The following is a 23,158-nucleotide window of genomic DNA, read 5'->3' on the forward strand; positions in this document are numbered from 1 at the left end:
CTTGAACCCTCCGACCATTGTTGTCCGCGCACCCGCTCCTTGTCGTGCTGTCGACGCTAGAACATATGGCGGATGCCCACGTTCACGCCGGCCGTGGTGCCCGTCGCTTCGTTCAACGCGTTGTTGACGGAAATGCCGGTGTGCATCGCGCCGTGATTGGTGACGAAGCCGACCTGGCCGTACACCGCGGTCGCTTTGGATAACGAATATTCAAGCCCGGTCGAGGCCAGGATCGAATTGTTCGATGAGCTGTTGGCGTCGCGCGTGACGTACACGCCGGCGTCGATATTGAGCGCCGGCGTGATGTGATAACTGGCGCCGCCCGAATACACGCGATCGTTGAACGAGCCGGCGACCTTGTACTGCACGTACGACGCCTTGACGATCAGATTGTTGAACGTGTAACTCGCGCCGAGCGCGCGGCCGTTGAACTCGACCACGCTGGGAATCGCGATCGACGCGGCGCTGCCGCCCGCATTGCCGCTATACAACGCGGCGTCGACGGCGAGCGAGCCGAGGTGATAGCGCAGACTCGCCGAGTACTGCCGGCCCGCCTGGAAGTCGCCGGCGGCGCCGCCCAACGCCATCATCGCGCTGGCCTGCAAACCGGCAATTTCCGGCGACGTGTACGACACCGCATTCGGATTGAACAAGCCGGTCACGTACACGTTGTTCAGATACGTCACCAGGCCGCTGCCGAAATACGACATCTGTCGCGGGTCGAAGTCGTACACCGCGAGAAAGAACGGCGAGAACTGCAGGCCGGCCTTGATCGTGCCGAAGCCGCCGTCCACGCCAACCCACGCCTGGCGGCCGAACTCGTTGCCGTTCGAATTGTTGAGCGAGCCGTTCGCGACGCTGATACCGCTTTCGATTTCGAAAATCGCGCGGGTGTTGCCGCCCAGATCTTCCGTGCCGCGCATGCCGAAGCGCGAACCGGACAGGCCGCTGTCGGTGAACGAATACTGATGACCGGCGCTTTGGCCGGTCGCCGCGTTGAGCGTTTTGCTGGTGTACATCAGTGAACCGTCGACGATGCCGTACAACGTGACGCTGCTCTGCGCATGCGCGCACTGGATCGAACCCAGCGCACATGCACTCATGAATCCGAGAATGACTCCAACTCGATTGCGATGGCTTGCCGGCATGCTTCGTGTCTCCCTGGTTTTTGGAATCGAGTGAACTGGCGAAGTAATGCTTGTGTTGCAAAGTGCAGGCGATCTGCGGCGCGAAGCGTTTTCAACAGGCGACAGCGAGCCCTCGCAGGCTGATCAGGGATGCGAAATATCGGCGTGGCTGGTAAGCGCTGCGGGTGAGCTTGCCTGACGTCGTGGCGCTGGCTCCGTCGTGCGGGCCGGCGTGGCGGGGGGCTCACCGACTACGTGTTTCCGTGCAGGATGCAGGCGCAATTTCGCACGACCGTTCGCACTGTGTCAACGAGGGAAATTGCTGGTTGGACTGCAATGCAGGCCTAAATAGGGAAAACACCTGGCGCGTAGGGAGCGCTTGATTTTCCTTGTAACACTTTGTGAATAATGGTTTAAGCGAATTTACCCAGTTTGAATCAGCGCACGTACGAGTGTTCTGGAAGTTCTGCATTGCAGAACTGTGGCTGGCTCCGCGCGGAAGCCGTTCACTTCGCCTCGCGCGCCCCGAGCGTCTCGACCAGCATGTCGACGAACGCCTTGACGCGCGCCGTCATCTGCAACTGCTGCGGGTACACCGCGTAGATATCCGCGCCGGGCGTGCGGTAGTCGGGCAGCACGTGAACGAGTCGGCCGTCGGCGAGATAGTCCGCGATATCCCACTCCGCGCGCATCAGGATGCCCTGGCCGTCGAGCGCCCACTTCACGGCGATTTCGCCGTCGTTGGTGGTGAGGTTGCCGCGCACTCGCACCGTTTCGGTTTTCTCCGTCGCGCCGCGTCCGCTAGTGAGCCGCCATAAGCCGTAGCCGTCGTCGCCCTGACGGATGCCGATGCAGTTGTGCTGCGCCAATTCGGCCGGGCTGCGCGGCGCGCGCCGCTCGGCCAGATACGCGGGCGACGCGCACAGCAGGCGACGATTGCGCGCCACCTTGCGCGCAATCACGCGCGCGTCGGGTGGTTCGCCGAAACGCACGCAGACGTCGAACGCGTCTTCGCTGATGGGCGGCGGGTCGACCGAGAGTTGCAACTGCACGTCCACTTGCGGAAAGCGCCGCACGAAACGGGAGATCAGCGGCGCGACATGGCTGCGGCCGAAACCGAGTGTCGCGTTCACGCGCAGCAGGCCTTTGGGCGCCGCCTGCGAGCCGCCGAGCAACTGCGCGAGATCGTCCATTTCGCTGAGAATGCGGCGCGCGCGGGTCAGGTACAGCTCGCCTTCGGGCGTGAGGCTCATGCGCCGCGTGGTGCGGTTCACCAGCGAGACGCCCGCGCGCGTTTCCATCTGCGCCAGATGCTTGCTGACGGCCGCCGTACTCAGGCCGAGTTCGCGCGCCGCCGCGGTCAGGCTGCCGCTGGCGGCCAGCGTGGAGAAGAAGGCGAGGTCGTCGGGTTGTATCGAGGCGGTCATACGCAGCGGCCCATTGTTAACCTGAAGTTAAGGATGCTTTGAGTCTAGCAGCGTTTGCAAGGACCGTTGCCGATCTACGATGCCACTCATACCTTCACAACAGACGGACACGGAGACGCCCATGAAAACCTATCGCATCGCAACCATTCCCGGCGACGGCATCGGCAAGGAAGTCGTACCTGCGGGACAGCGCGTGCTCGAAGCGATAGCCGCGCGCAGCGACACGTTCGGCTTCGCGTTCGAGAGTTTCGACTGGGGCGGCGACTACTACCGCGAGCATGGCGTGATGATGCCGGCCGACGGGCTCGACGCGCTGCGCGACAAGGACGCGATCCTGTTCGGTTCGGCGGGCGATCCGCACATTCCCGATCACATCACGCTGTGGGGTTTGCGCCTGAAGATCTGCCAGGGCTTCGATCAATACGCGAACGTGCGTCCGACGCGGATCCTGCCCGGCATCGACGGGCCGTTGAAACGCTGCGCGCCGCAGGATCTCGACTGGGTGATCGTCCGCGAGAATTCGGAAGGCGAGTACGCGGGCGTCGGTGGCCGCGCGCATCAGGGGCATCCGATCGAAGTCGCGACCGATGTTTCGATGATGACGCGTGCCGGCGTCGAACGGATTCTGCGGTTCGCGTTCAAACTCGCGCAGTCGCGGCCGCGCAAGCTGCTGACGGTGATCACCAAGAGCAATGCGCAGCGTCACGCCATGGTCATGTGGGACGAGATCGCGTTGCAGATCTCGCAGGAGTTTCCCGACGTGCGCTGGGACAAGGAACTGGTCGACGCGGCCACCGCGCGCATGGTCAACCGGCCCGCCACGCTCGACACGATCGTCGCGACCAATCTGCAAGCGGACATTCTGAGCGATCTCGCCGCCGCGCTGGCCGGCAGCCTCGGCATTGCGCCGACGGCCAATCTCGATCCCGAGCGGCGTTATCCGTCGATGTTCGAGCCGATTCACGGCTCCGCGTTCGACATCATGGGCAAAGGGCTCGCCAATCCGGTCGGCACGTTCTGGTCGGCGGTGATGATGCTCGAGCATCTCGGCGAAGACGCCGCCGCGCGCCAGCTGATGGCCGCGATCGAACGCATCACGGCGGATCCGTCGCTGCATACCGGCGACCTGGGCGGCAGCGCGACCACGGCGCAGGTGACGGATGCGGTGTGTGCGTTGCTGGCGTCGGAAGCGGCAGGTGGAACGGCGGCCACCGACGCTAAAGCGGCCTGAAACACCGGCGGCATCCACAGCACCTGAGGCACATGAAGCACCCGAAGCACATGAGGCACCCGAAGCACCCGAAGCATCGCGCGCTCCGAGCGCGCAAGACGAGAACATAACGCCCGGGCGCACCCCGTCACGGGCGATCTCGCTGCACCCTGCAGAGATAGAGCGGAGACAGAGACATGAACACCGAATTGCAAGCCCGTGTGGTTCGCAAGCTCACCTGGCGCATTTTGCCTTTCGTGATGCTGCTGTACTTTGTGAGCTTTCTCGACCGCGTGAACGTCGGCTTTGCGGCGATCACGATGAACCACGACCTCGGCCTCACACCGACCATGTTCGGCCTCGGCGGCGGCATCTTCTTTCTCGGCTACTTTCTGTGCGAAGTGCCGTCGAATCTGATTCTGAACAAGGTCGGCGCACGGTTGTGGATTGCCCGTGTGATGGTGACGTGGGGGCTGGTGTCGGCGGCGTCGGCGTTCGTGAGCGGCCCGACTTCGTTCTATACGCTGCGCTTTCTGCTCGGCGTCGCCGAAGCCGGTTTCTTTCCCGGCATCATTCTCTATCTGAGCCAGTGGTTTCCGGCCCGCCAGCGTGCGGTGGCCGCGGCCGCGTTCATGGCGGCCGCGCCGTTGTCGACGGCGATCGGTTCGCCGATTTCCGGCGCGATCATGCAGATGCCCGCGTTGCTGGGCCTGAGGGACTGGCAGTGGCTGTTCATCATCGAAGCGATTCCCGCGGTCGTGCTCGGCTTCGTGGTGCTGAAAGCGCTCACCGATTCGCCGGACAAAGCCACCTGGCTCGCCGACGATGAAAAAGCCTGGCTCATCGCCACGCTGCGCGATGAGCGCATGGGCCGCGAATCGCAGGCCGGCCACGCGGCGGGTGCGCTCGCCGCATTGCGCGACGGCCGTGTGTGGATCATGGCGATGATTTATTTCGGCACGTCGGCCGGGTTGTACACGCTTGGTTTGTGGGCGCCGTTGATCATCCGCCAGTTTGGGTTCAGTGCGCTGGGTACGGGGGCGTTGAACGCGATTCCGAGTGTGCTGGCCGTGCTCGGCATGGTCTGGTGGGCGCGGCATTCCGACCGGCGCGGCGAGCGCACGTGGCACGTGGTGATTCCGTGCGTGGTGGCGGCCATCGGGCTGGCGTGGGCCGGCGTCGCGGATACGGCGGTGGCGGTCGTGCTGGCGCTGGTGCTCGTGAATGTCGGGATCAGCGCGGCGAAGGCGCCGTTGTGGGCGATGCCGAGCACGTTTCTGTCCGGTGCGGGCGCGGCCGCCGGTATCGCGATGATCAACTCGATCGGGAATCTGGGCGGCTTTGTCGGGCCGTTCGCGATCGGCTGGTTGAAAAGCGTGACGGGTGGTTATGCGGCGGGCTTGTATGTGGTGGCGGCGAGTCTCGCGGTGTCGGCGTTGCTTGCGTTGATGGTGGGAAGGCGCGGGTTTCGGGCGGCGCACGCGCCGCAGTGATCGTTCAATTCGCGCGAGGCGGCCGGCTGCTGCATGCGGGGTCGTCCGTGCATTCCTGATATTTCGCGTTTTCCTTACGCGCCGCCGCGGCCGCAATCGCCGTCTTGCGGCACGCTTGTTGCACCGCCGCAACCCGGCCGTGCCGGCTCAGCGCTGCGTTTTTTTCGCGTAATTCGTCGCCACTTGCTCTGGCGCGACACGCTGCCTCATCCCTCCCGACTCCCGTCAAACCCTTATCCAGCAAGCCTCCGGCCATCCGCCGCCGACTCCCGTGCGACACAGGTGTCGTATTTCCACATGTGCCTGTCGCAAATAGTCGGCAACGCGTACTTTTTTCTGGCAACTATGTATGCACAGCGCGGACGCACGTCCGCCACCGCAGCAACAGGAGAGGAGAGCGTTCAATGAATTCCCCCAAGGTCGTGGTCGAAGGGCTGTGCAAGGTGTTCGGCACCAACCCGAAACAGGCACTCAACATGCTGGCCGGCGGCGCGACGAAAGAGGACGTGTTCGCGCAAACCGGTCAGATCGTCGGTGTTCATAACGTGTCGTTCGAGGTCAAGGAAGGCGAGATCTTCGTGCTGATGGGCCTGTCCGGCTCCGGCAAGTCGACGCTGATCCGCCTGATCAACCGGCTCGTCGAACCGAGCGCCGGCAAGGTGCTGATCGACGGCCGCGACGTGGCCGCCGTGCCGCGCGCCGAATTGACGGCGCTGCGCCGCAAGGACATGAGCATGGTGTTCCAGTCCTTCGCGCTGATGCCGCAGCGCACCGTGCTGTCCAATGCGGCGTTCGGCCTCGAAGTGGCGGGCGTGAGCCGCAAGGAGCGCGAACAGCGCGCCATGACCGTGCTGGAGCAGGTCGGCCTCGCGCCGTTCGCGGAGAAGTTGCCCGCGCAACTGTCCGGCGGCATGCAGCAGCGCGTGGGTCTGGCGCGCGCGCTGGCGGTCAACCCGTCGCTGATGATCATGGACGAGGCGTTCTCCGCGCTCGATCCGCTCAAGCGCAAGGAAATGCAGAACGTACTGCTCGATCTGCAGCGCGAGCAGCAGCGCACCATCCTGTTCGTCTCGCACGATCTGGAAGAGGCGATGCGCATCGGCACGCGCATCGCGATCATGGAAGGCGGCAAGGTCGTGCAGGTCGGCACGCCGCAGGAAATCATCACCAACCCGGCCGACGACTACGTGCGGGCGTTCTTCGAAGGCATCGACACCAGCCGCTATCTGACCGCCGGCGACCTGATGCAGACCGACGCCGTGCCGCTGATGCAGCACTCGCAGCCGATCGACGCGTCGAGCGTGGCCGCGACGCTGAACGGCAGCGCCGACTACGCGTTCGTGCTCGACGGCGAGCGCAAGTTTCGCGGCTTCGTGTGCCGCGATGCGATGGGCAGCGCGTCGCCGCAACTCAATCACATCGAATGCATCCGCCGCACCACGCCGCTCGACGACGTGGTCGAACGCGTGGTGGCGAGCCGCGCGCCGCTGCCGGTCGTCGAAGCGGACGGCTCCTACTGCGGTTCGGTCAACAAGACGAACGTGCTGAACGTTCTCACGCGTCATCGAGGTTCCCATGTCTGAAGTCATTCCACTTGGCGCCTGGGTCGATCACGGCGTCCACTACCTGCTCGACCACGACGCGGCAACTTTTGATTCCATCGGCAAGGTGATCGAGAGCTTTGCCGCGCTGGTTGAACATGGCCTGCAGGCCGTGCCGATGTGGGCGCTGATGGCGTTTTTCGTGGGCATCGGGTTGTGGCGCGTGGGCTGGCGTTTCGCGACGTTCACGCTGCTGGCGCTGTTGCTGATCTACAGCACCGGCTTCTGGGATCAGATGGTGATCACGCTCGGCCTCACCCTGTCGTCGACCCTGATCAGCCTGCTGCTCGGCATACCGCTCGGCATCTGGACGGCGAAGAGCCGCACGGTCGAGACGATCGTGCGCCCGGTGCTCGATCTGATGCAGACCATGCCGGCGTTCGTCTACCTGATTCCGGCCGCGATGCTGTTCGGCCTGGGTCGCGTGCCGGGCATCATCTCCACCGTGATCTTCGCGATGCCGCCGGCGGTGCGACTCACGTCGCTCGGCATCAAGCACGTGAACCGCGAAATCGTCGAAGCAGGGCAGGCGTTCGGCTGCACGCCGTGGCAACTGCTCTACAAGGTGCAGTTTCCGAACGCGCTGCCGTCGATCATGACCGGCGTGAACCAGACCATCATGATGGCGCTCTCCATGGTGATCATCGCGTCGATGGTGGGCGCGGGCGGGCTCGGCAACGACGTGCTGGCGAGTATTCAACGGCTCGACATCGGGCTCGGTTTCGAAAGTGGACTTTCCGTGGTGATGCTCGCGATCATTCTGGACCGTATTACCGAAAGCTTCGGCCGTGCACCGGGCATGGCGCGCGCTCCGCTGCTGTCGGGCTTGCGCGGTCTCATGAAAGTGCGCCGCGAGCCGGCGGCGCAACACGGCTGAGCCGCCGATGAAGCGCGACGCGATCACACCGGTTGACGCCCCGGCCGATTCGCCGTTGTCCGGGCTGGCGCACGTCGGCTTTCTGACGCTGCCGAACTTTTCGATGATCGCGTTCACCAGCGCGGTCGAGGTGCTGCGCATGGCCAATTACGTCGGCCGAGCGGAGCACTACCGCTGGTCGGTGATCACGCCGGACGGCGAACCGGCGCGCGCCAGCAACGGCATTACGGTGAAGCCCACCACGACGCTGGCCGAAGCCGGCCTGCCGGATGTGCTGTTCGTGTGCGCCGGCTGGCACGTGCGCGATTACGTGGACGAGACGGTGATCGCGTTACTGCGCGACGTGGCTGCCAAAGGTATTCCGCTCGGCGGCATCTGCACCGGACCGTATGCGCTGCTGGCGGCGGGACTGCTCGACGGTTATCGCGCCACCGTGCATTGGGAGGACATGTCGCCGCTGAACAAGCGTTACCCGCACGTGCGTTTCGCCGACGAACTGTTCGTGATTGACCGCGACCGGATGACCTGCACCGGCGGCACCGCGCCGCTCGATCTGATGCTGAACCTCGTCGGCATGCGGCTGGGCCACGCGGTGGCGGCGCAAGTGTCCGAGCAGTTTATCGTCGAGCGGATTCGTGGCTCGACCGACTATCAGCACATTCCCGTCGACGCGCGGGTCGGCTTTTCGCGCGCGGAATTGATCGAAGTGGTGCGGCTGATGGAAGCGAACATCGAAGAGCCGCTCTCGCTCGATGAACTCGCGCGGCTCGTGCATCTCTCGCAACGTCATTTGCAGCGGATGTTCAAGATGTTCCTGAGCGTGTCGCCCACGCATTACTACCTGACACTGCGCCTGCGTCGCGCGCGTGAGTTGCTGCGTAATACGGATGCGTCGATTGGACGTGTCACCACGGTGTGCGGGTTTCATTCGCCGTGCCATTTCAGCAAGGCGTATCGCGCCCAGTTCGGGCATGCGCCGAGTGTCGAGCGGCGCTTGTCGGCGTAAATGGTCGGCGTAAAGCGTCGGCGTGAATAGTCGGCTTAAAAAAGTCTCACTGACAGAATCCGTTTAATAAAACCAGTCGAGCATCAACTACTCTGAGGGAATGCCATGAAACGTTTGTGGGCTGCGTCGTTGTGCGCGCTGTCTGTGTCGTCTGTGTTCGCTGCGGATCCCGCCACCTGTCGCGACGTGCGATTCGCCGACGTGGGCTGGACCGATATCGCGGCCACCACCGGGCTGGCGTCGACGGTGCTCGAAGGACTCGGCTACAAGCCGACCAAGACGATCGCCTCGGTGCCGATCACGTTCGCCGGCGTGAAGAGCAAACAGATCGACGTGTTCCTCGGCTACTGGTCGCCGACCATGGACCCGATGATCGACCCGTTCAGGAAGGCCGGCCAACTCACGGTGCTGCCCACGCCGAACCTGACCGGCGCGAAATATACGCTGGCGGTGCCGGATTACGCGTACCAGGCCGGTATCAAGAACTTCAGCGACATCGCAAAGAACTACGACAAGCTCGACGGCAAGATCTACGGGATCGAGCCGGGCAATGACGGCAATGCGTTGATCAAGAAAATGATCGACAGCAATCAGTACGGGCTCGGTAAATTCAAACTGGTGGAGTCGAGCGAGGCGGGCATGCTGGTCGAGGTGAACCGCGCGGTTCGCGAGAAGAAGCCGATCGTGTTCCTCGGCTGGGAACCGCATCCGATGAACGTGCAGATGAAGATCGATTATCTGTCTGGCGGCGACGACGTGTTCGGCCCGAACTACGGCGAGGCGCGCGTGCTGACGGTGGTGCCGAACGATTACTCGGCGCGTTGCCCGAACGTCGCGAAGCTGGTGTCGAATCTGCACTTCACGACCGATATCGAGAACCACGTGATGCTGCCGATCATGAACAAGACCGACCCGAACAAGGCCGCGAAAGATTGGTTGAAGGCGAACCCGGCGGTGCTGGATAAGTGGCTCGCGGGGGTGAAGACGTTCGATGGGAAGGATGGACTGCCGGCGGTGAAGGCTTATGTAGCGGGGCAGTGAGTTTGATCGGAGGGCTTTCGCGTTGCCGTGGGCGGCGCGGGAGCGCGGTTCAAATGTCGTGAACCAGTGCGTTGGACTGAGTGCCCTGGATTGTTTCAGTCCAACGCGCTGCGTCAAGGCGCAGTGCCCAGATTGCCGCCTTCAGATCGCCTGAGCGCGGCCCGGGAACGTTTCGTCGTAACCGGCGCCGTCGTCCACTTCCGCGGCCGTGCCGCGTTGCTCGCGGTACATCATCGGCGGTAAACCGAATTGCTTGCGGAATTCGCGGCCCAGATGCGATGCATCGGAGAAGCCGCAACTCGACGCGATATCGGCGACGGTTTTATCCGAGCTTGTCAGCAGCCAGGCAGCGGTGCGCAAACGCACCTGCTTCGCGTAGGCCTGCGGTGCCTTGCCGGTTTGCGCTTTGAAGAGCCGCTCGAGTTGACGCGGCGAGAGATCGAGCTTGCCGGCCAGTTCATCGAGCGATAAAGAGCGGCCTACGTGCTGTTCCATCAGCAGAATTGCGCGCTTCACTTTCGGATGTGCGGCGGGAGCGAGGCCTGGCGGATGCGGCTGCGGCGCATTGCCTTTCTGCATGTCGTCGACCAGCAGGATGCGCAGCGCTTTTTGCACCGTGGCGGTTTCGAAGTGACGCAGCAGGATCGCGGCGGCGACGTCGATCGAGGCGCGGCCACCGGAGCAGGTAATGCGTCTGCGGTCGATCACGAAGAGACGATCGGCCACTAGCGCTTCTTCATTGACCGACGGAAAGCGTTCGATGAAATCCCAATAGTGAAACCAGCTCACGCAGATGCGGTGACCTTCCAGCACGCCTGCGCGCATTAGCGAGAAGACGCCGGTGCACATGCCGACTAAGGTTGCGTCGGTCGCGGCGGCGCGGCGGATGAAGGCGAGGGTTGCATCGTTGGCTGCCGGGCCGGAATGCAGCAGGCCACCTACTACGACGACGTAGTCGAAGGGCTCGGCGTTGTCGAAGGTTTCCCATGGGGTGATCTGGATGCCGCAGCTTGCTCGCACGGGGGCGAGCGTTTCGCCTATCACGCTCCATGAGCAACGGACCGGCTTGCTGAAGTCGCCTTCGTCGGCGGACAGGCGTAGTAAGTCGACAAAGCCGGAGAACGCCGTCAGCGTGAAGTTCGGGAGGAGGATGATGCCGAAACGGATGCGTTGTTTGGGCGGGGTGTCGGCGCTGTGGAGTGGGTGCATGCGTGCAGCTTTTGGGGTTGCTTGGTGGGGCTAGCATAGCACCTGGAGGTTTTTGTTTATGCTGTGGTTTTGGGGGTGTTTTGTGCTTTGGTGTTGGCCTTTCCTTGATGCGGTAGTGGTCTATTAGCGTTGCCCCTGTGCGGGGCGGCACCTACTTCTCTTTGCCGCGGCAAAGAGAAGTAGGCAAGAGAAAGCCGCTCACACCGCTAATTCTGAAGTGGGTCCCCCGCACAGTCGCGGTAGTGGCTCATCTGGAATCTGTGTTCTCGCACATTCCGCGCTCGTGACAAAGGCGTCATTCTTCCGGCGGCGCTGCGCGCGCCGTGGCGGTCGTTCAAGCACGGCCCCTGCTAAGCGGGGCTCCCGCGCAGTTGCGGTAGTGGCTCATCTGGAATCTGTGTTCTCGCGCATTCCGCGCTCGTGACAAGGCCGTCATTCCTCCCGGCTTGCGCTGCGTGCTCGTCGGAAGGGTCCAACGCCGAATCAGTGGTGTTCCTCCGCGCAGCGAGAGCCGTCGGCTCCGCCTCGGCGACGCGCCAAAATGTGATGCTGATTTCGGCGTTGCCCACAAAGCCCCCATGTCCCGGCGAGGACCCGCCGCGGGCGCGCACAGCCCCGATGTTTTGATGAACAACCGCCACGGCGCGCGCAGCGCCGCGGGAAGAATGACGCCTTTGTCACAAGCGCGGAATGCGCGAGAACACAGATTCCAGATGCACCACTGCCGCCGCTGCGCGAGGGCCCCGCTTAGCAGGGGCCGTGCTTGAACGACCGCCACGGCGCGCGCAGCGCCGCCGGAAGAATGACGCCTTTGTCACGAGCGCGGAATGTGCGAGAACACAGATTCCAGATGAGCCACTACCGCGACTGTGCGGGGGACCCACTTCAGAATTAGCGGTGTGAGCGGCTTTCTCTTGCCTACTTCTCTTTGCCGCGGCAAAGAGAAGTAGGTGCCGCCCCGCACAGGGGCAACGCTAATAGACCACTACCGCATCAAGGAAAGGCCAACAAAACAAAAAACCACCACCACCAACCATCCCAAACCCGCCCAAAACCATAAAAAACCCGCCCAGCGCCGCATCAGGCCGCGCCCCCTGACGACCCCATCCCACGCCAATGGCGTTTTTATTCTATCGACCAAAACCCACGTGAGTTGCAATACACCAACCCCAAACCCAACCGCATAAAGCGAAACAAGGCCCCCGAAAATGAACGTCAGCGTCTTCGATCTGTTCAAGGTCGGCATAGGCCCATCCAGCTCCCACACCGTGGGCCCGATGATCGCCGCCTGCCGCTTCGCCTCCCACATCGAAGACGCCAACCTGCTGACCTTCGTGCGCAGCATCAAGATCGAACTATTCGGTTCCCTCGGCGCGACCGGCAAAGGCCACGGCACGGACAAAGCGGTCCTGCTAGGCCTGGAAGGCAATCTCCCCGACCTGATCGACCCGGACCTGATCGAACCGCGCCTGAAGACCATCCGTGAAACCAAACAGCTCACGCTACTCGGCAAACACCCCATCAAATTCGACGAACGCGACCACCTCGGCTTCTTCCGCAAGCTGATGCCGGGCGCGCCAGGCTCAGGCATCGTGCATCCGAACGGCATGCGCTTCCAGGCCTTCGACGAAAACGCGCAACTGCTCGTCGAGAAAGAGTATTACTCGATCGGCGGCGGCTTCGTGGTGAATCGCGAAGGCGATCGCGTCAACGGCCTGCGCGTCGGCGCGGAGGTCCCGCATCCGTTCCGCACCGGCGACGACCTGATGCGCGTGTGCCGCGAAACCGGCCTGTCGATCGCCCAGATCACGCTGCGCAACGAATGCGCGTCGCGCCCCGAACACGAAGTACGCGAAGGCCTGCTGGCGATCTGGCGCACCATGTCGGCCTGCGTCGAACGCGGCTGCAAGGTGCGCGGCGAGTTGCCCGGTCCGATGCACGTAAAGCGCCGCGCGGCCGACCTGTGCGCGCAACTGCGTTCGCATTCGGAAGAATCGTTGCGCGATCCTCTTTCCATGCTCGACTGGGTCAATCTGTACGCGATGGCCGTCAACGAGGAAAACGCAGCGGGCGGGCGGGTCGTCACGGCGCCGACCAACGGCGCGGCCGGCGTGATTCCCGCAGTGCTGCACTACTACGTGAAGTTCATGCACGCATCGAACGACGCCGGCATCGTCGACTTCCTGCTGACGGCGGCCGCGATCGGCATCATCTACAAGGAAACTGCCTCGATCTCCGGCGCCGAAGTGGGCTGCCAGGGCGAGGTGGGCGTGGCCTGTTCGATGGCCGCCGCGGCGCTCGCCGCCGTGATGGGCGGCACGCCCACGCAGGTCGAAAACGCCGCCGAAATCGGCATGGAACACAACCTGGGCATGACTTGCGATCCGGTCGGCGGCCTCGTGCAGATTCCGTGCATCGAACGTAACGCGATGGGCGCGATCAAGGCGCTCAACGCGGCGCGTATGGCAATGAAAGGCGACGGCCAGCACTACGTGTCGCTCGACAACGTAATCAAGACCATGCGCGAAACCGGCGCGGACATGAAGACCAAATACAAGGAGACGTCGCGCGGCGGCCTGGCCGTGAACGTCATCGAATGTTGAACACGCATTGAAAGACCGTACCCACAAGGATTAACGATGAGCCGCTATTCGATATTCAGCCTCTTGCGCAACGGGATGTCGTATCACGAGAACTGGGAGCGCCAGTGGAAGAGCCCCGAGCCCAAACGCGAGTACGACGTGGTGATCGTCGGCGGCGGCGGGCATGGTCTCGCCACGGCCTATTACCTCGCGAAAGAACACGGCGTGCGCAATATCGCCGTGCTGGAAAAAGGCTGGATCGGCGGCGGCAATACGGCGCGCAATACGACGATCGTGCGTTCCAACTACCTGTGGGATGAATCCGCCGCGCTCTACGAAAAGGCGATGAAACTGTGGGAAGGGCTCTCGCAAGATCTCAACTACAACGTGATGTTCAGCCAGCGCGGCGTGATGAATCTCGCGCACACGTTGCAGGACGTGCGCGACACGGAACGTCGTGTGAATGCCAACCGGCTGAACGGCGTGGACGCCGAATTCCTCACGCCGGCGCAGATCAAGGAAATCGAGCCGACCATCAATCTGAATAGCCGCTATCCGGTGCTCGGTGCGTCGATCCAGCGTCGCGGCGGCGTGGCGCGTCACGATGCGGTCGCGTGGGGCTTCGCGCGCGGCGCGGATCAGGCCGGCGTCGATATCGTGCAGAACTGTCAGGTGACAGGCATTCGCCGCGACGGCAGCCAGGTGATCGGCGTGGACACCACCAAGGGTTTTATCAAGGCGAAGAAAGTCGCCGTGGTGGCGGCGGGCAATACGTCGACGCTCGCGGATATGGCCGGCATACGCCTGCCGCTGGAAAGCCACCCGTTGCAGGCGCTGGTGTCCGAGCCGATCAAGCCGGTGGTGAACACGGTGGTGATGTCGAACGCGGTGCATGCGTATATCAGCCAGTCCGACAAGGGCGATCTGGTGATCGGCGCGGGCGTCGATCAATACACCGGGTTCGGCCAGCGCGGCAGTTTCCAGATTATCGAAGGCACGCTCGAAGCGATCGTCGAAATGTTCCCGGTGTTCTCGCGGGTGCGGATGAATCGCCAGTGGGGCGGCATCGTGGATGTGTCGCCGGACGCGTGCCCAATCATCAGCAAGACCGACGTGAAGGGCCTTTACTTCAATTGCGGCTGGGGCACGGGTGGCTTCAAGGCGACGCCGGGTTCGGGCTGGGCGTATGCGCACACCATCGCGCGCGACGAGCCGCATCCGTTGAATGCGCCGTTCTCGCTGGAGCGTTTTTACACCGGCCATCTGATCGACGAGCACGGCGCCGCCGCCGTCGCCCATTAACCGACTTTGGAGAGAATCAGATGCTACTGATCGAATGCCCATGGTGCGGGCCGCGCGCCGAAACCGAATTTTCCTGCGGCGGCGAGGCGGATATCGCCCGTCCGCTCGACACCGAAAAACTCACCGATAAAGAATGGGGCGACTATCTGTTCATGCGCAAGAACCCGCGCGGAGTGCATCGCGAGCAATGGATGCATGCGCAAGGATGTCGCCGCTGGTTCATGGCGCAACGCGACACGGTGAGCTACGAGATGCAGGGCTACGACACGTTCGAGCGTCCGCTGCTCGCGATGGACGGCAACGAAGGCCAGGCACAAAGCCAGGTACAAGAGGGTAAGACGCAATGAGCCAGACAGACCGACTCCCCAACGGCGGGAGAATCAATCGCGCCATGCCGCTGACGTTCACGTTCAACGGCCGCCAGTATCAGGGCTATCAGGGCGACACGCTGGCCTCGGCGCTGCTCGCGAACGGCGTGCACTTCGTTGCGCGTAGCTGGAAATACCATCGGCCGCGCGGCATCGTGACGGCGGGTGTGGAAGAGCCGAACGCGGTCGTGCAACTGGAAACCGGCGCCTATACGGTGCCGAACGCGCGCGCCACCGAAATCGAGTTGTATCAGGGGCTCGTTGCCAGCAGCGTCAACGCGAAACCGAGCATCGAAAAAGACCGCATGGCGGTCAATCAGAAGTTCGCGCGTTTCATTCCGGCGGGTTTCTACTACAAAACCTTCATGTGGCCGCGCAAGTTCTGGCCGAAGTACGAAGAAGTGATTCGCGACGCCGCCGGTCTCGGCAAGGCGCCCGAACACAACGACGCGGACCGCTACGACAAGTGCTTTGCGCATTGCGACGTGCTGGTGGTGGGCGGCGGCCCGACCGGGCTCGCGGCGGCGCATGCGGCGGCGTTGTCCGGCGCGCGCGTGACGTTGATCGACGATCAGCCGGAGCTCGGCGGCTCGCTGCTGTCGTGCCGCGCGGAGATCGACGGCAAACCCGCGCTGCAATGGGTGCATAAGATCGAAGACGAACTGCGGCAGATGCCCGATGTTAAGATTCTGTGCCGCAGCACCGCCTTCGGCTATCAGGACCACAACCTCATCACGGTGACGCAGCGGCTCACCGAGCATTTGCCGGTGACGCAACGCAAAGGCACGCGCGAACTGATGTGGAAGATCCGCGCGAAGCGCGTGATTCTCGCGACCGGCGCGCACGAACGGCCGATCGTGTTCGGCAATAACGATCTGCCGGGCGTGATGCTGGCGTCGGCGGTGTCGACCTATCTGCATCGTTACGCGGTGCTGCCGGGCCGCAACGCGGTGGTGTTCACGAACAACGACGACGGCTATCAATGCGCGCTCGACCTGAAAGCGGCCGGCGCGCAAGTGACGGTGGTCGATCCGCGCGCGAGCGAGTCGAAGGGCACGTTGCCGGCGCTCGCACGGCGCTACGGCGTGAAAGTATTGAACGGCGTCGCGATCACGGCGGCGCACGGCAAACTGCGGGTGGCGTCGGTCGAGCTGGTGTCGTACGCGAAAGGCCAGATCGGCGCTAAACAGAGTGACTTGCCGTGCGATCTGCTGGCCATGTCGGGCGGCTGGAGCCCCGTGTTGCACCTGTTCGCGCAATCGGGCGGCAAGGCGCACTGGCATGACGACAAGGCCTGTTTCGTGCCCGGCAAGGCGATGCAACCGGAGACCAGCGTCGGCGCTTGCGCGGGCGATTTCACGCTGGGCCAGGGCATCCGCTTTGCAATGGATGCCGGCATTGAGGCGGCGCGCGCGGCCGGCTTCATCGTGACGCGGCCGAATCCGGTGCAGGTGGCCGAAATCACCGAGGCGAAGATGCAACCGCTGTGGCTGGTCGGCGGTCGTGAGCTGGCAACGCGTGGGCCGAAGCAGTTCGTCGATTTCCAGAACGACGTGTCGGCTGCGGATATTTTTCTGGCGGCGCGCGAAGGCTTCGAATCGGTCGAACATGTGAAGCGTTATACCGCGATGGGTTTCGGCACGGACCAGGGCAAGCTCGGCAACATCAACGGTATGGCGATTCTCGCGCAGGCGCTCGGCAAGACCATTCCCGAGACCGGCACGACCACGTTCCGCCCGAACTACACGCCGGTCACGTTCGGCACGTTCGCCGGCCGCGAGCTGGGCGAGTTTCTCGATCCGGTGCGCAAGACCGCGGTGCACGAATGGCATGTGGAAAACGGCGCGGCCTTCGAGGACGTCGGCAACTGGAAGCGTCCGTGGTATTTCCCGAAGGGGGGCGAGGACATGCACGCCGCAGTGGCGCGCGAATCGCTCGCGGTGCGTACGAGCGTCGGCATACTCGACGCGTCGACGCTCGGCAAGATCGACATTCAGGGCCCCGATTCGGCGAAGCTGCTGAACTGGGTCTACACCAATCCGTGGAGCAAGCTGGAAGTCGGCAAGTGCCGTTACGGCCTGATGCTCGACGAAAACGGCATGATTTTCGACGACGGCGTGACGGTGCGCCTCGCCGACCAGCACTACATGATGACGACCACGACCGGTGGCGCCGCGCGCGTGCTGACGTGGCTCGAACGCTGGCTGCAAACGGAGTGGCCGGACATGCGCGTGCGGCTCGCGTCGGTCACGGATCACTGGGCCACGTTCGCCGTGGTCGGTCCGAATAGCCGCAAGGTGCTGCAGAAAGTGTGCGAGGACATCGACTTCGCGAACGCGGCGTTCCCGTTCATGAGCTATCGCGAAGGTACGGTGGCCGGTGCGGCGTCGCGGGTCATGCGCATCAGCTTCTCGGGCGAGCTCGCCTATGAAGTGAACGTGCCCGCGAACGTCGGGCGCGCGGTGTGGGAAGCGTTGATGGCGGCGGGCGCCGAATATGACATCACGCCGTACGGCACCGAAACCATGCACGTATTGCGCGCGGAGAAGGGCTACATCATCGTCGGTCAGGATACGGACGGCTCGATGACACCGTATGACGTCGGCATGGGCGGGCTGGTCGCGAAGTCGAAAGACTTTCTCGGCAAGCGCTCGCTGACGCGTTCGGACACCGCGAAGGCGGGGCGCAAGCAACTGGTCGGGCTGTTGCCGGACGATCCGTCGTTCGTGATACCCGAAGGTTCGCAGATCATCGCCGGGCCGTTTCAGGGCGACACCGCGCCGATGCTCGGTCACGTCACGTCGAGCTATTACAGCCCGATCCTGAAGCGGTCGATTGCGATGGCGGTCGTCAAGGGCGGTCTCGACAAGATCGGCGAAACGGTCACGATTCCGCTTGCGAGCGGCAAACAGATGGCAGCGAAGATCACCAGCTCGGTGTTCTACGACAGCGAAGGAGCACGTCAACATGTGGAATGAAACTCGAGGCACGGGCTCGGTCGTGGATCGCGCGGTCGGCAAGCAAACCGGCGTATGGCAGGAGTCGCCGCTGGTCGGCACGGATGCGTTGCTGAAGAAGCATCTGGCGACGGCCAACGCGGCGTTCAGATTGAGCGAACGGCCGTTTCTGGAACTGGTGAACGTGCGTGGCGATACGCGCGACGCGGCGTTCATGCAGGCGATGGAAACCGTGCTCGGCTGCCGTCCGCCGGAAAAGGCCAACACGATTGCGCGCGGCAATGGTTACGACCTGCTGTGGCTCGGTCCGGACGAATGGCTGGTGCGCTCGGCCACCGCGCACGATGCGACCCGCAGCGCGCCGTTGCAGGCGAAACTAGGCGCCGCGTTCGCGGGCGTGTTTGCCGCGGTGGTGGATATCGGCAGCGGCTATACGGTGCTTGAAATTAGCGGCACGCGCACGCGTGAGGTGCTGGCGCGCGGCTGTCCGCTCGATCTGCATCCCAAGCTGTTCGGCGAAGGGCAGTGCGCGCAGAGCCACTATTTCAAGGCGTCGATGACGCTCGTGCCGACCGGCGCGAACAGCTTCGATATCGTGGTGCGTCGCAGTTTCGCCGATTACTTCGTCAAGATGATCCTCGACGCGGCCGAGCCGCTGATGTCGTAACGCGCGGCATGGCGACCGTGCACGGCATGCGCGATGTGCCGCGCAGTTGCATTCCATGGCGAGCGGTGTCGGCACGAACCGCCCGCCATGTTGACGGCGCCAGTCCGACATGACGTCCACGCGTTTAGCCACCGCGCGCCTCACCGAGCGCGCCTGCCATGAGCACGATGCCGATGCCGCACTCGCACTGCTCGATCAGAGCATCGTGCTGCGGCATCGGCGCATCGCGCTGATCCGCTATCTGCTCGCGCAGCAACTCGGCGCGCCGCTGGAGGCGCGTCATCATCAATACGTCGAAAGAATCGCCGCGCGCCTGAGCGCGGACACGCTCGCGCGCATTGCCGGCGCCGCGCGTGCGCGCCTGCGTCCCTAGCACGCGAGCGCAGCCCGGAACGACGCCCCCGTTCCATCCCGATGACGGTTTTCTTCTATGTGGCCGATTTATGTCCACGTCTACTGAAAACCTGATCGGAGTACTCACGCGGCAACCGCCGCATCAACGAGGGGATGACATGTCCACCGCTTTCCAGCCGCGCGCGAGCGCCGCCGCCCGACTCGAACGATTGCCGTTTTCCGGTTATCACCGGACCATTTTCCTCATCATCGCCGCTGCGTTCTTTTTCGATTCGATCGATCTCGGCACGATGACGTTCGTGCTCGGCTCGATCAAGGCGGAGTTTCATCTGTCGACCGCGACGGCCGGGTTAGTGGCGAGCGCGAGCTTCTTCGGCATGGTGATCGGCGCGGCGGTGGCGGGCCTGCTCGCGGATCGGTTCGGCCGGCGGCCGGTGTTTCAATGGAGCATGGTGTTGTGGGGCCTGGCGTCGTATTTGTGTTCGACGGCGCAGAGCGTCGAGGCGTTGATTTTCTATCGCGTGCTGCTGGGTATCGGCATGGGCATGGAGTTTCCGATCGCGCAGACTTTGCTGTCGGAGTTCGTGCCGGCCGCGTCGCGCGGCAGGCTGATCGCGTTGATGGACGGGTTCTGGCCGCTCGGGTTTATCACGGCGGGCGTGGTGTCGTATTTCGTGTTGCCCGCATTCGGTTGGCGCACGGAGTTTGCGTTGCTCGCGATTCCCGCGGTGTTCGTGCTGATCGTGCGGCGCGTGGTGCCGGAGTCACCGCGTTGGCTCGAGCATCGGGGGCGTCTGGCCGAAGCCGACCAGGTGCTGGCTGAAGTCGAAGCGAAGGTGATGAAAGCGACCGGCCTGACTCAACTGCGTGCGCCGGCGATGCACACCGAGCCGGCCGCTGTGAAAGGGACGGGCGCGTTTCGCGAGATCTGGAGCCTGGCCTACCGGCGTCGCACGATCATGGTGTGGACGTTGTGGTTTTTTGCGTTGCTCGGCTTCTATGGGCTCACGTCGTGGCTGGGCGCGTTGATGCAGCAGGCAGGCTTTGCCGTGACGAAGTCGGTGCTGTACACGGTGTTGATTTCGCTCGGCGGCATTCCCGGGTTTATCTGCGCGGCCTGGCTGGTCGAGCGATGGGGACGTAAGCCCACCTGTATCGCGTCGCTCGCTGGGAGCGCGGTGATGGCGTACGTGTACGGGCAGACCGCGTTGCATGCGCAAACGCCGGCGCTGCTGATCTGTGCCGGCCTGGCGATGCAGTTCTTTCTGTTCGCGATGTGGGCCGTGCTCTATACCTATACGCCGGAGCTTTACGGCACCGGCGCGAGGGCGACCGGGTCGGGGTTTGCTTCCGCGATTGGGCGGGTGGGGTCGTTGATCGGACCTTATGTGGTGGGCGTCGTGTTGCCGGTTTTTGGGCAGGGCGGGGTGTTTTCGCTGGGGGCTTTGTGTTTTGTCGTGGCGGCTGTCGCGGTGTGGGTCCTGGGGATCGAGACGCGAGGGCTCGTGCTGGAGACGCTGGTTCAGGATGCCGTTCAGGCCGATGGCGAGTTGGGGTTGCGTCCGATTCGGGAGTAGGTTTCTGACCGCCGGCCTCGGCGTTGCCCGGCACCGAACGTCTTTTTAGTTAAGCCCCACTGCATCGAGCGAGTCGGCACGCGAGATGGAAGTGGGGCTTGCCGTTTCTAAAACCAAAACGCCAAACGCAAACCGCTATCACAAAATAAAAAATAATAAACCGCTCACCCTCAAAAAACACGATCGTGCAAAATTTCTAATTATTACAATTCAGGCAAGCGTTTAATCAAAAAGCCAGTTCATCAAATTTTCATTCTCCCGTTCCAGGTGAGCCGAAATCGATTCGCGTTGATTAACAGACCTCAACCGCAATCAGGGAAATCCCTCGTCAGCTTTTCCTTAATATTTGATTGCGGGTGCATTAACAACCGGCTACGATCCGGTCCCATACGCATCTCATAATTTCTTGTAAGAGCTTCGATCAGCATGAAAGGGACGCCGATTTCAGGCGCGACGGCCGCAGCGGAGCAACCCGCCGCGGTGTCGTTGCGAGCGTCGACGAATGCCGACCGTGAATTTCTGAAGGCCGTTTTCTTCAGCACGCGGTTCGACGAATTCGCCGCCTCGGGATTAAGCGTCACGGAGATCGACGCGTTGCTCGCGCAACAGTTCGATATGCAGGATAGCTATTACCGGCGCCATTATCCGGCCGGCCGTTTCGACGTCGTGATGTCCGGTGACATACCGGTGGGCCGTCTGTATCACGACTGGAAGCGCGGGCGCGGATTGAGCGTGATCGACATTGCCTTGCTGCCGAACTTTCGCGGCGCCGGCATCGGTACGCGGCTGATGCAGGCCTTGGTCGGGCGGGCGGCGCAGGCCGGTCTGGTCGTCAATCTGTACGTCGAGATGAACAACCGGGTGCAATCGCTTTACCGCCGGATGGACTTCGTAAAATGCGGAGAAAATGGCATTTACGAATCGCTCAGGCGAGAAGCCGCGCCATTCGGTTCGATCGTTGAACCGCTACCGGGCTTGCAGTCCAGTATCGCCGAATGAAGTTTTAAATGCGGGGCGCATATAGCACCCCGTATAACAAGAATATTCAAGTCCGGTTTGAAATATGCCGTTAATCATGCATCGGGCCGTTTCGGCGCATCGCAACGGTGTTTGAAAACCTGCGCGCGTAATACACATCGGCACACTGGCTCAATCGGTAAAAAGCGACCGGCAATTATCTTGAGCCACGGTGTGCGACAAACTCACTGCCGGGGGGCGAGTGTCTGCAATTCCTACTCATGCCGAGTTGACTGAGTCGCTCGGCAGTCTCTTCACGTTGACGTCGCCGCAGGGCTACGCGGTCGAAGCGCGCTTGAACAGCGCGCCGGCCGGCGTGCCGATGGACGACGGCTACGACTGTTATCAGGCGCGCTTCGATCTGCCGCCCGGCGTTCAACTTCCCCAGGATGTCTACCGTGTCAGCGCGCCCGACGGCCGCGCGTGGGACCTGTTCGCCACGCCGGCGCGTCCCTCGGTGGAAGGCCTGGCGTGCCTGTGCATCGTTGTGCACGTTCCCAAACCGGCGCTCCAACAGCCGGCCGAGTCCCCGCAATGACGCCGGCGATCGTGCTAACGCCCCGGCGTTCTACCCGTCGTACCTCAAGGAGATTTTCATGAGCGATCCGTATCTCGGCGAAATCCGTATGGTGGCTTTCGACTTCGCGCCGTATGGCTGGGCGCTGTGTCAGGGCCAACTCCTGCCGCTGTCGCAGAACCAGGCGTTGTTTTCGCTGCTGGGCACCCTGTACGGCGGCACCGGCACCTCGACGTTCGGTCTGCCGAATCTGGCCAGCCGCTCGCCGGTGGGCACCGGCCAAGGCGCCGGGCTGACGCAGATCGTAACCGGCCAGTCCTCCGGGCTGGAACAGTTCACGATGACCTCCGCGCAGTTGCCGACGCATACGCACCCGGCCGTGCTGCCGGCTGCGACGCTGACGGCTGCGGTCAGCGTTCCGGCTTCGACGGCGGCGACGGGCGGTGTGGAAGCGCCTGGGCCCACCACGGTGCTCGGCGAAGTCGTCGCAGGCGGACGGGCCGCCACGATGTACAACCCCGCCGCGCCGGACACGTCGCTCAAGCCGTTCAACGTCACCGTGCCGTTTCCGCAGACAACGGTGCCGATCGGCGTGGCCGGCTCCGGTTTGCCGGTGCCGTTGCGCAATCCGTATCTCGGTCTGAACTTCTGCATCGCGTTGCAGGGCATTTTCCCGACGCGCGGATAAGCCGGGCGGCGGGCGGCGAGTAGCCAAAGCCACAGGCAGCAACACGAAAGAGCAGTCGTAATCGCGGCCGCCACCTCGACGCCCCAACCGGCGGCAATGTGGCGGCCGCAGCAGCAGCCGGTAATCAGCAACCGGTCA

Annotated in this window: 19 protein-coding genes; 16 read left to right on the plus strand and 3 right to left on the minus strand. The window is 63.2% G+C overall.

From position 1 onward, the window contains the following. Positions 1-56 precede the first annotated feature (56 nt). Positions 57-1,103: a porin gene (locus tag FA94_RS26855; protein ID WP_035556977.1), complete on the minus strand. Its 1,047-nt coding sequence runs from the start codon at positions 1,101-1,103 to the stop codon at positions 57-59. 530 nt (positions 1,104-1,633) lie between these two features. Continuing rightward, entirely contained in the window at positions 1,634-2,554 is a 921-nt protein-coding gene (locus FA94_RS26860; RefSeq protein ID WP_035556979.1) for a LysR family transcriptional regulator, read from the minus strand. A gap of 121 nt (positions 2,555-2,675) precedes the next feature. Here FA94_RS26860 and FA94_RS26865 point away from each other — a divergent pair, with 121 nt between their 5' ends. The 6 genes from FA94_RS26865 (at position 2,676) to FA94_RS26890 (ending at position 9,782) form a co-directional block, all read left to right on the plus strand. Beyond that, positions 2,676-3,785, plus strand: a complete 1,110-nt coding sequence (locus FA94_RS26865) for a tartrate dehydrogenase (RefSeq protein WP_035556981.1) — start codon at positions 2,676-2,678, stop codon at positions 3,783-3,785. Positions 3,786-3,961: 176 nt separating this feature from the next. Beyond that, positions 3,962-5,257, plus strand: coding sequence for an MFS transporter (locus FA94_RS26870; protein WP_035556983.1), 1,296 nt, complete (start codon positions 3,962-3,964; stop codon positions 5,255-5,257). A 404-nt stretch (positions 5,258-5,661) separates the two neighbouring features. Further along, positions 5,662-6,840, plus strand: a complete 1,179-nt coding sequence (locus tag FA94_RS26875; protein WP_035556985.1) for a quaternary amine ABC transporter ATP-binding protein — start codon at positions 5,662-5,664, stop codon at positions 6,838-6,840. Continuing rightward, positions 6,833-7,735 (plus strand): choline ABC transporter permease subunit, encoded by a 903-nt coding sequence (gene choW, locus FA94_RS26880; RefSeq protein ID WP_035556986.1) that lies wholly within the window; start codon positions 6,833-6,835, stop codon positions 7,733-7,735. The genes FA94_RS26875 and choW overlap by 8 nt, the downstream gene beginning before the upstream one ends. Positions 7,736-7,742: 7 nt before the next feature. Next, on the plus strand, positions 7,743-8,741 hold the full coding sequence (locus FA94_RS26885) for a GlxA family transcriptional regulator (protein WP_035556987.1): 999 nt from the start codon (positions 7,743-7,745) through the stop codon (positions 8,739-8,741). 105 nt (positions 8,742-8,846) lie between these two features. Continuing rightward, on the plus strand, positions 8,847-9,782 hold the full coding sequence (locus FA94_RS26890; RefSeq protein WP_035556988.1) for a choline ABC transporter substrate-binding protein: 936 nt from the start codon (positions 8,847-8,849) through the stop codon (positions 9,780-9,782). A 141-nt stretch (positions 9,783-9,923) separates the two neighbouring features. Here the strand turns inward: FA94_RS26890 and FA94_RS26895 are convergent, their stop codons facing one another. After that, positions 9,924-10,991, minus strand: coding sequence for a GlxA family transcriptional regulator (locus FA94_RS26895; protein ID WP_035556989.1), 1,068 nt, complete (start codon positions 10,989-10,991; stop codon positions 9,924-9,926). 1,208 nt (positions 10,992-12,199) lie between these two features. On the opposite strand from FA94_RS26895, the gene FA94_RS26900 reads away from it, so the two are divergent. The 10 genes from FA94_RS26900 (at position 12,200) to FA94_RS26945 (ending at position 23,020) form a co-directional block, all read left to right on the plus strand. Further along, positions 12,200-13,594, plus strand: coding sequence for an L-serine ammonia-lyase (locus tag FA94_RS26900; protein WP_035556990.1), 1,395 nt, complete (start codon positions 12,200-12,202; stop codon positions 13,592-13,594). Positions 13,595-13,630: 36 nt separating this feature from the next. Beyond that, positions 13,631-14,875, plus strand: coding sequence for a sarcosine oxidase subunit beta family protein (locus FA94_RS26905; RefSeq protein ID WP_035556991.1), 1,245 nt, complete (start codon positions 13,631-13,633; stop codon positions 14,873-14,875). 20 nt (positions 14,876-14,895) lie between these two features. Then, entirely contained in the window at positions 14,896-15,222 is a 327-nt protein-coding gene (locus FA94_RS26910; RefSeq protein WP_035556993.1) for a sarcosine oxidase subunit delta, read from the plus strand. Further along, positions 15,219-18,221, plus strand: a complete 3,003-nt coding sequence (locus tag FA94_RS26915) for a sarcosine oxidase subunit alpha family protein (protein ID WP_035556995.1) — start codon at positions 15,219-15,221, stop codon at positions 18,219-18,221. The genes FA94_RS26910 and FA94_RS26915 overlap by 4 nt, the downstream gene beginning before the upstream one ends. Beyond that, positions 18,211-18,867, plus strand: a complete 657-nt coding sequence (locus FA94_RS26920) for a sarcosine oxidase subunit gamma (RefSeq protein ID WP_035556997.1) — start codon at positions 18,211-18,213, stop codon at positions 18,865-18,867. Before FA94_RS26915 ends, FA94_RS26920 begins: the two co-directional genes overlap by 11 nt. A gap of 109 nt (positions 18,868-18,976) precedes the next feature. Further along, positions 18,977-19,240, plus strand: coding sequence for a hypothetical protein (locus FA94_RS26925; RefSeq protein ID WP_035556999.1), 264 nt, complete (start codon positions 18,977-18,979; stop codon positions 19,238-19,240). A 139-nt stretch (positions 19,241-19,379) separates the two neighbouring features. Further along, complete coding sequence (locus FA94_RS26930) at positions 19,380-20,798, plus strand: MFS transporter (RefSeq protein ID WP_035557000.1); 1,419 nt, start codon at positions 19,380-19,382, stop codon at positions 20,796-20,798. Between the two features lie 426 nt (positions 20,799-21,224). After that, positions 21,225-21,797, plus strand: coding sequence for a GNAT family N-acetyltransferase (locus FA94_RS26935; RefSeq protein WP_051980771.1), 573 nt, complete (start codon positions 21,225-21,227; stop codon positions 21,795-21,797). Between the two features lie 220 nt (positions 21,798-22,017). Next, entirely contained in the window at positions 22,018-22,353 is a 336-nt protein-coding gene (locus FA94_RS26940) for a DUF6916 family protein (protein WP_035557001.1), read from the plus strand. Positions 22,354-22,411: 58 nt separating this feature from the next. Beyond that, positions 22,412-23,020: a phage tail protein gene (locus FA94_RS26945; protein ID WP_035557002.1), complete on the plus strand. Its 609-nt coding sequence runs from the start codon at positions 22,412-22,414 to the stop codon at positions 23,018-23,020. Positions 23,021-23,158: the final 138 nt, after the last annotated feature.

Origin of the sequence: Burkholderia sp. 9120 (assembly GCF_000745015.1) — a bacterium.
Taxonomy (GTDB): Bacteria; Pseudomonadota; Gammaproteobacteria; order Burkholderiales; family Burkholderiaceae; genus Paraburkholderia.

What these genes read in the sequence shown, in the direction of transcription:
- FA94_RS26855 (WP_035556977.1), bottom strand. Translation starts at nt 1,103, where the DNA reads ATGAGTGCATGTGCGCTGGGTTCGATCCAGTGCGCGCATGCGCAGAGC.
- FA94_RS26870 (WP_035556983.1), top strand. Translation starts at nt 3,962, where the DNA reads ATGAACACCGAATTGCAAGCCCGTGTGGTTCGCAAGCTCACCTGGCGC.
- FA94_RS26865 (WP_035556981.1), top strand. Translation starts at nt 2,676, where the DNA reads ATGAAAACCTATCGCATCGCAACCATTCCCGGCGACGGCATCGGCAAG.
- FA94_RS26885 (WP_035556987.1), top strand. Translation starts at nt 7,743, where the DNA reads ATGAAGCGCGACGCGATCACACCGGTTGACGCCCCGGCCGATTCGCCG.
- FA94_RS26900 (WP_035556990.1), top strand. Translation starts at nt 12,200, where the DNA reads ATGAACGTCAGCGTCTTCGATCTGTTCAAGGTCGGCATAGGCCCATCC.
- FA94_RS26860 (WP_035556979.1), bottom strand. Translation starts at nt 2,554, where the DNA reads ATGACCGCCTCGATACAACCCGACGACCTCGCCTTCTTCTCCACGCTG.
- FA94_RS26895 (WP_035556989.1), bottom strand. Translation starts at nt 10,991, where the DNA reads ATGCACCCACTCCACAGCGCCGACACCCCGCCCAAACAACGCATCCGT.
- FA94_RS26910 (WP_035556993.1), top strand. Translation starts at nt 14,896, where the DNA reads ATGCTACTGATCGAATGCCCATGGTGCGGGCCGCGCGCCGAAACCGAA.
- FA94_RS26925 (WP_035556999.1), top strand. Translation starts at nt 18,977, where the DNA reads ATGACGTCCACGCGTTTAGCCACCGCGCGCCTCACCGAGCGCGCCTGC.
- FA94_RS26945 (WP_035557002.1), top strand. Translation starts at nt 22,412, where the DNA reads ATGAGCGATCCGTATCTCGGCGAAATCCGTATGGTGGCTTTCGACTTC.
- FA94_RS26935 (WP_051980771.1), top strand. Translation starts at nt 21,225, where the DNA reads ATGAAAGGGACGCCGATTTCAGGCGCGACGGCCGCAGCGGAGCAACCC.
- FA94_RS26890 (WP_035556988.1), top strand. Translation starts at nt 8,847, where the DNA reads ATGAAACGTTTGTGGGCTGCGTCGTTGTGCGCGCTGTCTGTGTCGTCT.
- FA94_RS26930 (WP_035557000.1), top strand. Translation starts at nt 19,380, where the DNA reads ATGTCCACCGCTTTCCAGCCGCGCGCGAGCGCCGCCGCCCGACTCGAA.
- FA94_RS26875 (WP_035556985.1), top strand. Translation starts at nt 5,662, where the DNA reads ATGAATTCCCCCAAGGTCGTGGTCGAAGGGCTGTGCAAGGTGTTCGGC.
- FA94_RS26905 (WP_035556991.1), top strand. Translation starts at nt 13,631, where the DNA reads ATGAGCCGCTATTCGATATTCAGCCTCTTGCGCAACGGGATGTCGTAT.
- FA94_RS26920 (WP_035556997.1), top strand. Translation starts at nt 18,211, where the DNA reads ATGTGGAATGAAACTCGAGGCACGGGCTCGGTCGTGGATCGCGCGGTC.
- FA94_RS26915 (WP_035556995.1), top strand. Translation starts at nt 15,219, where the DNA reads ATGAGCCAGACAGACCGACTCCCCAACGGCGGGAGAATCAATCGCGCC.
- choW (WP_035556986.1), top strand. Translation starts at nt 6,833, where the DNA reads ATGTCTGAAGTCATTCCACTTGGCGCCTGGGTCGATCACGGCGTCCAC.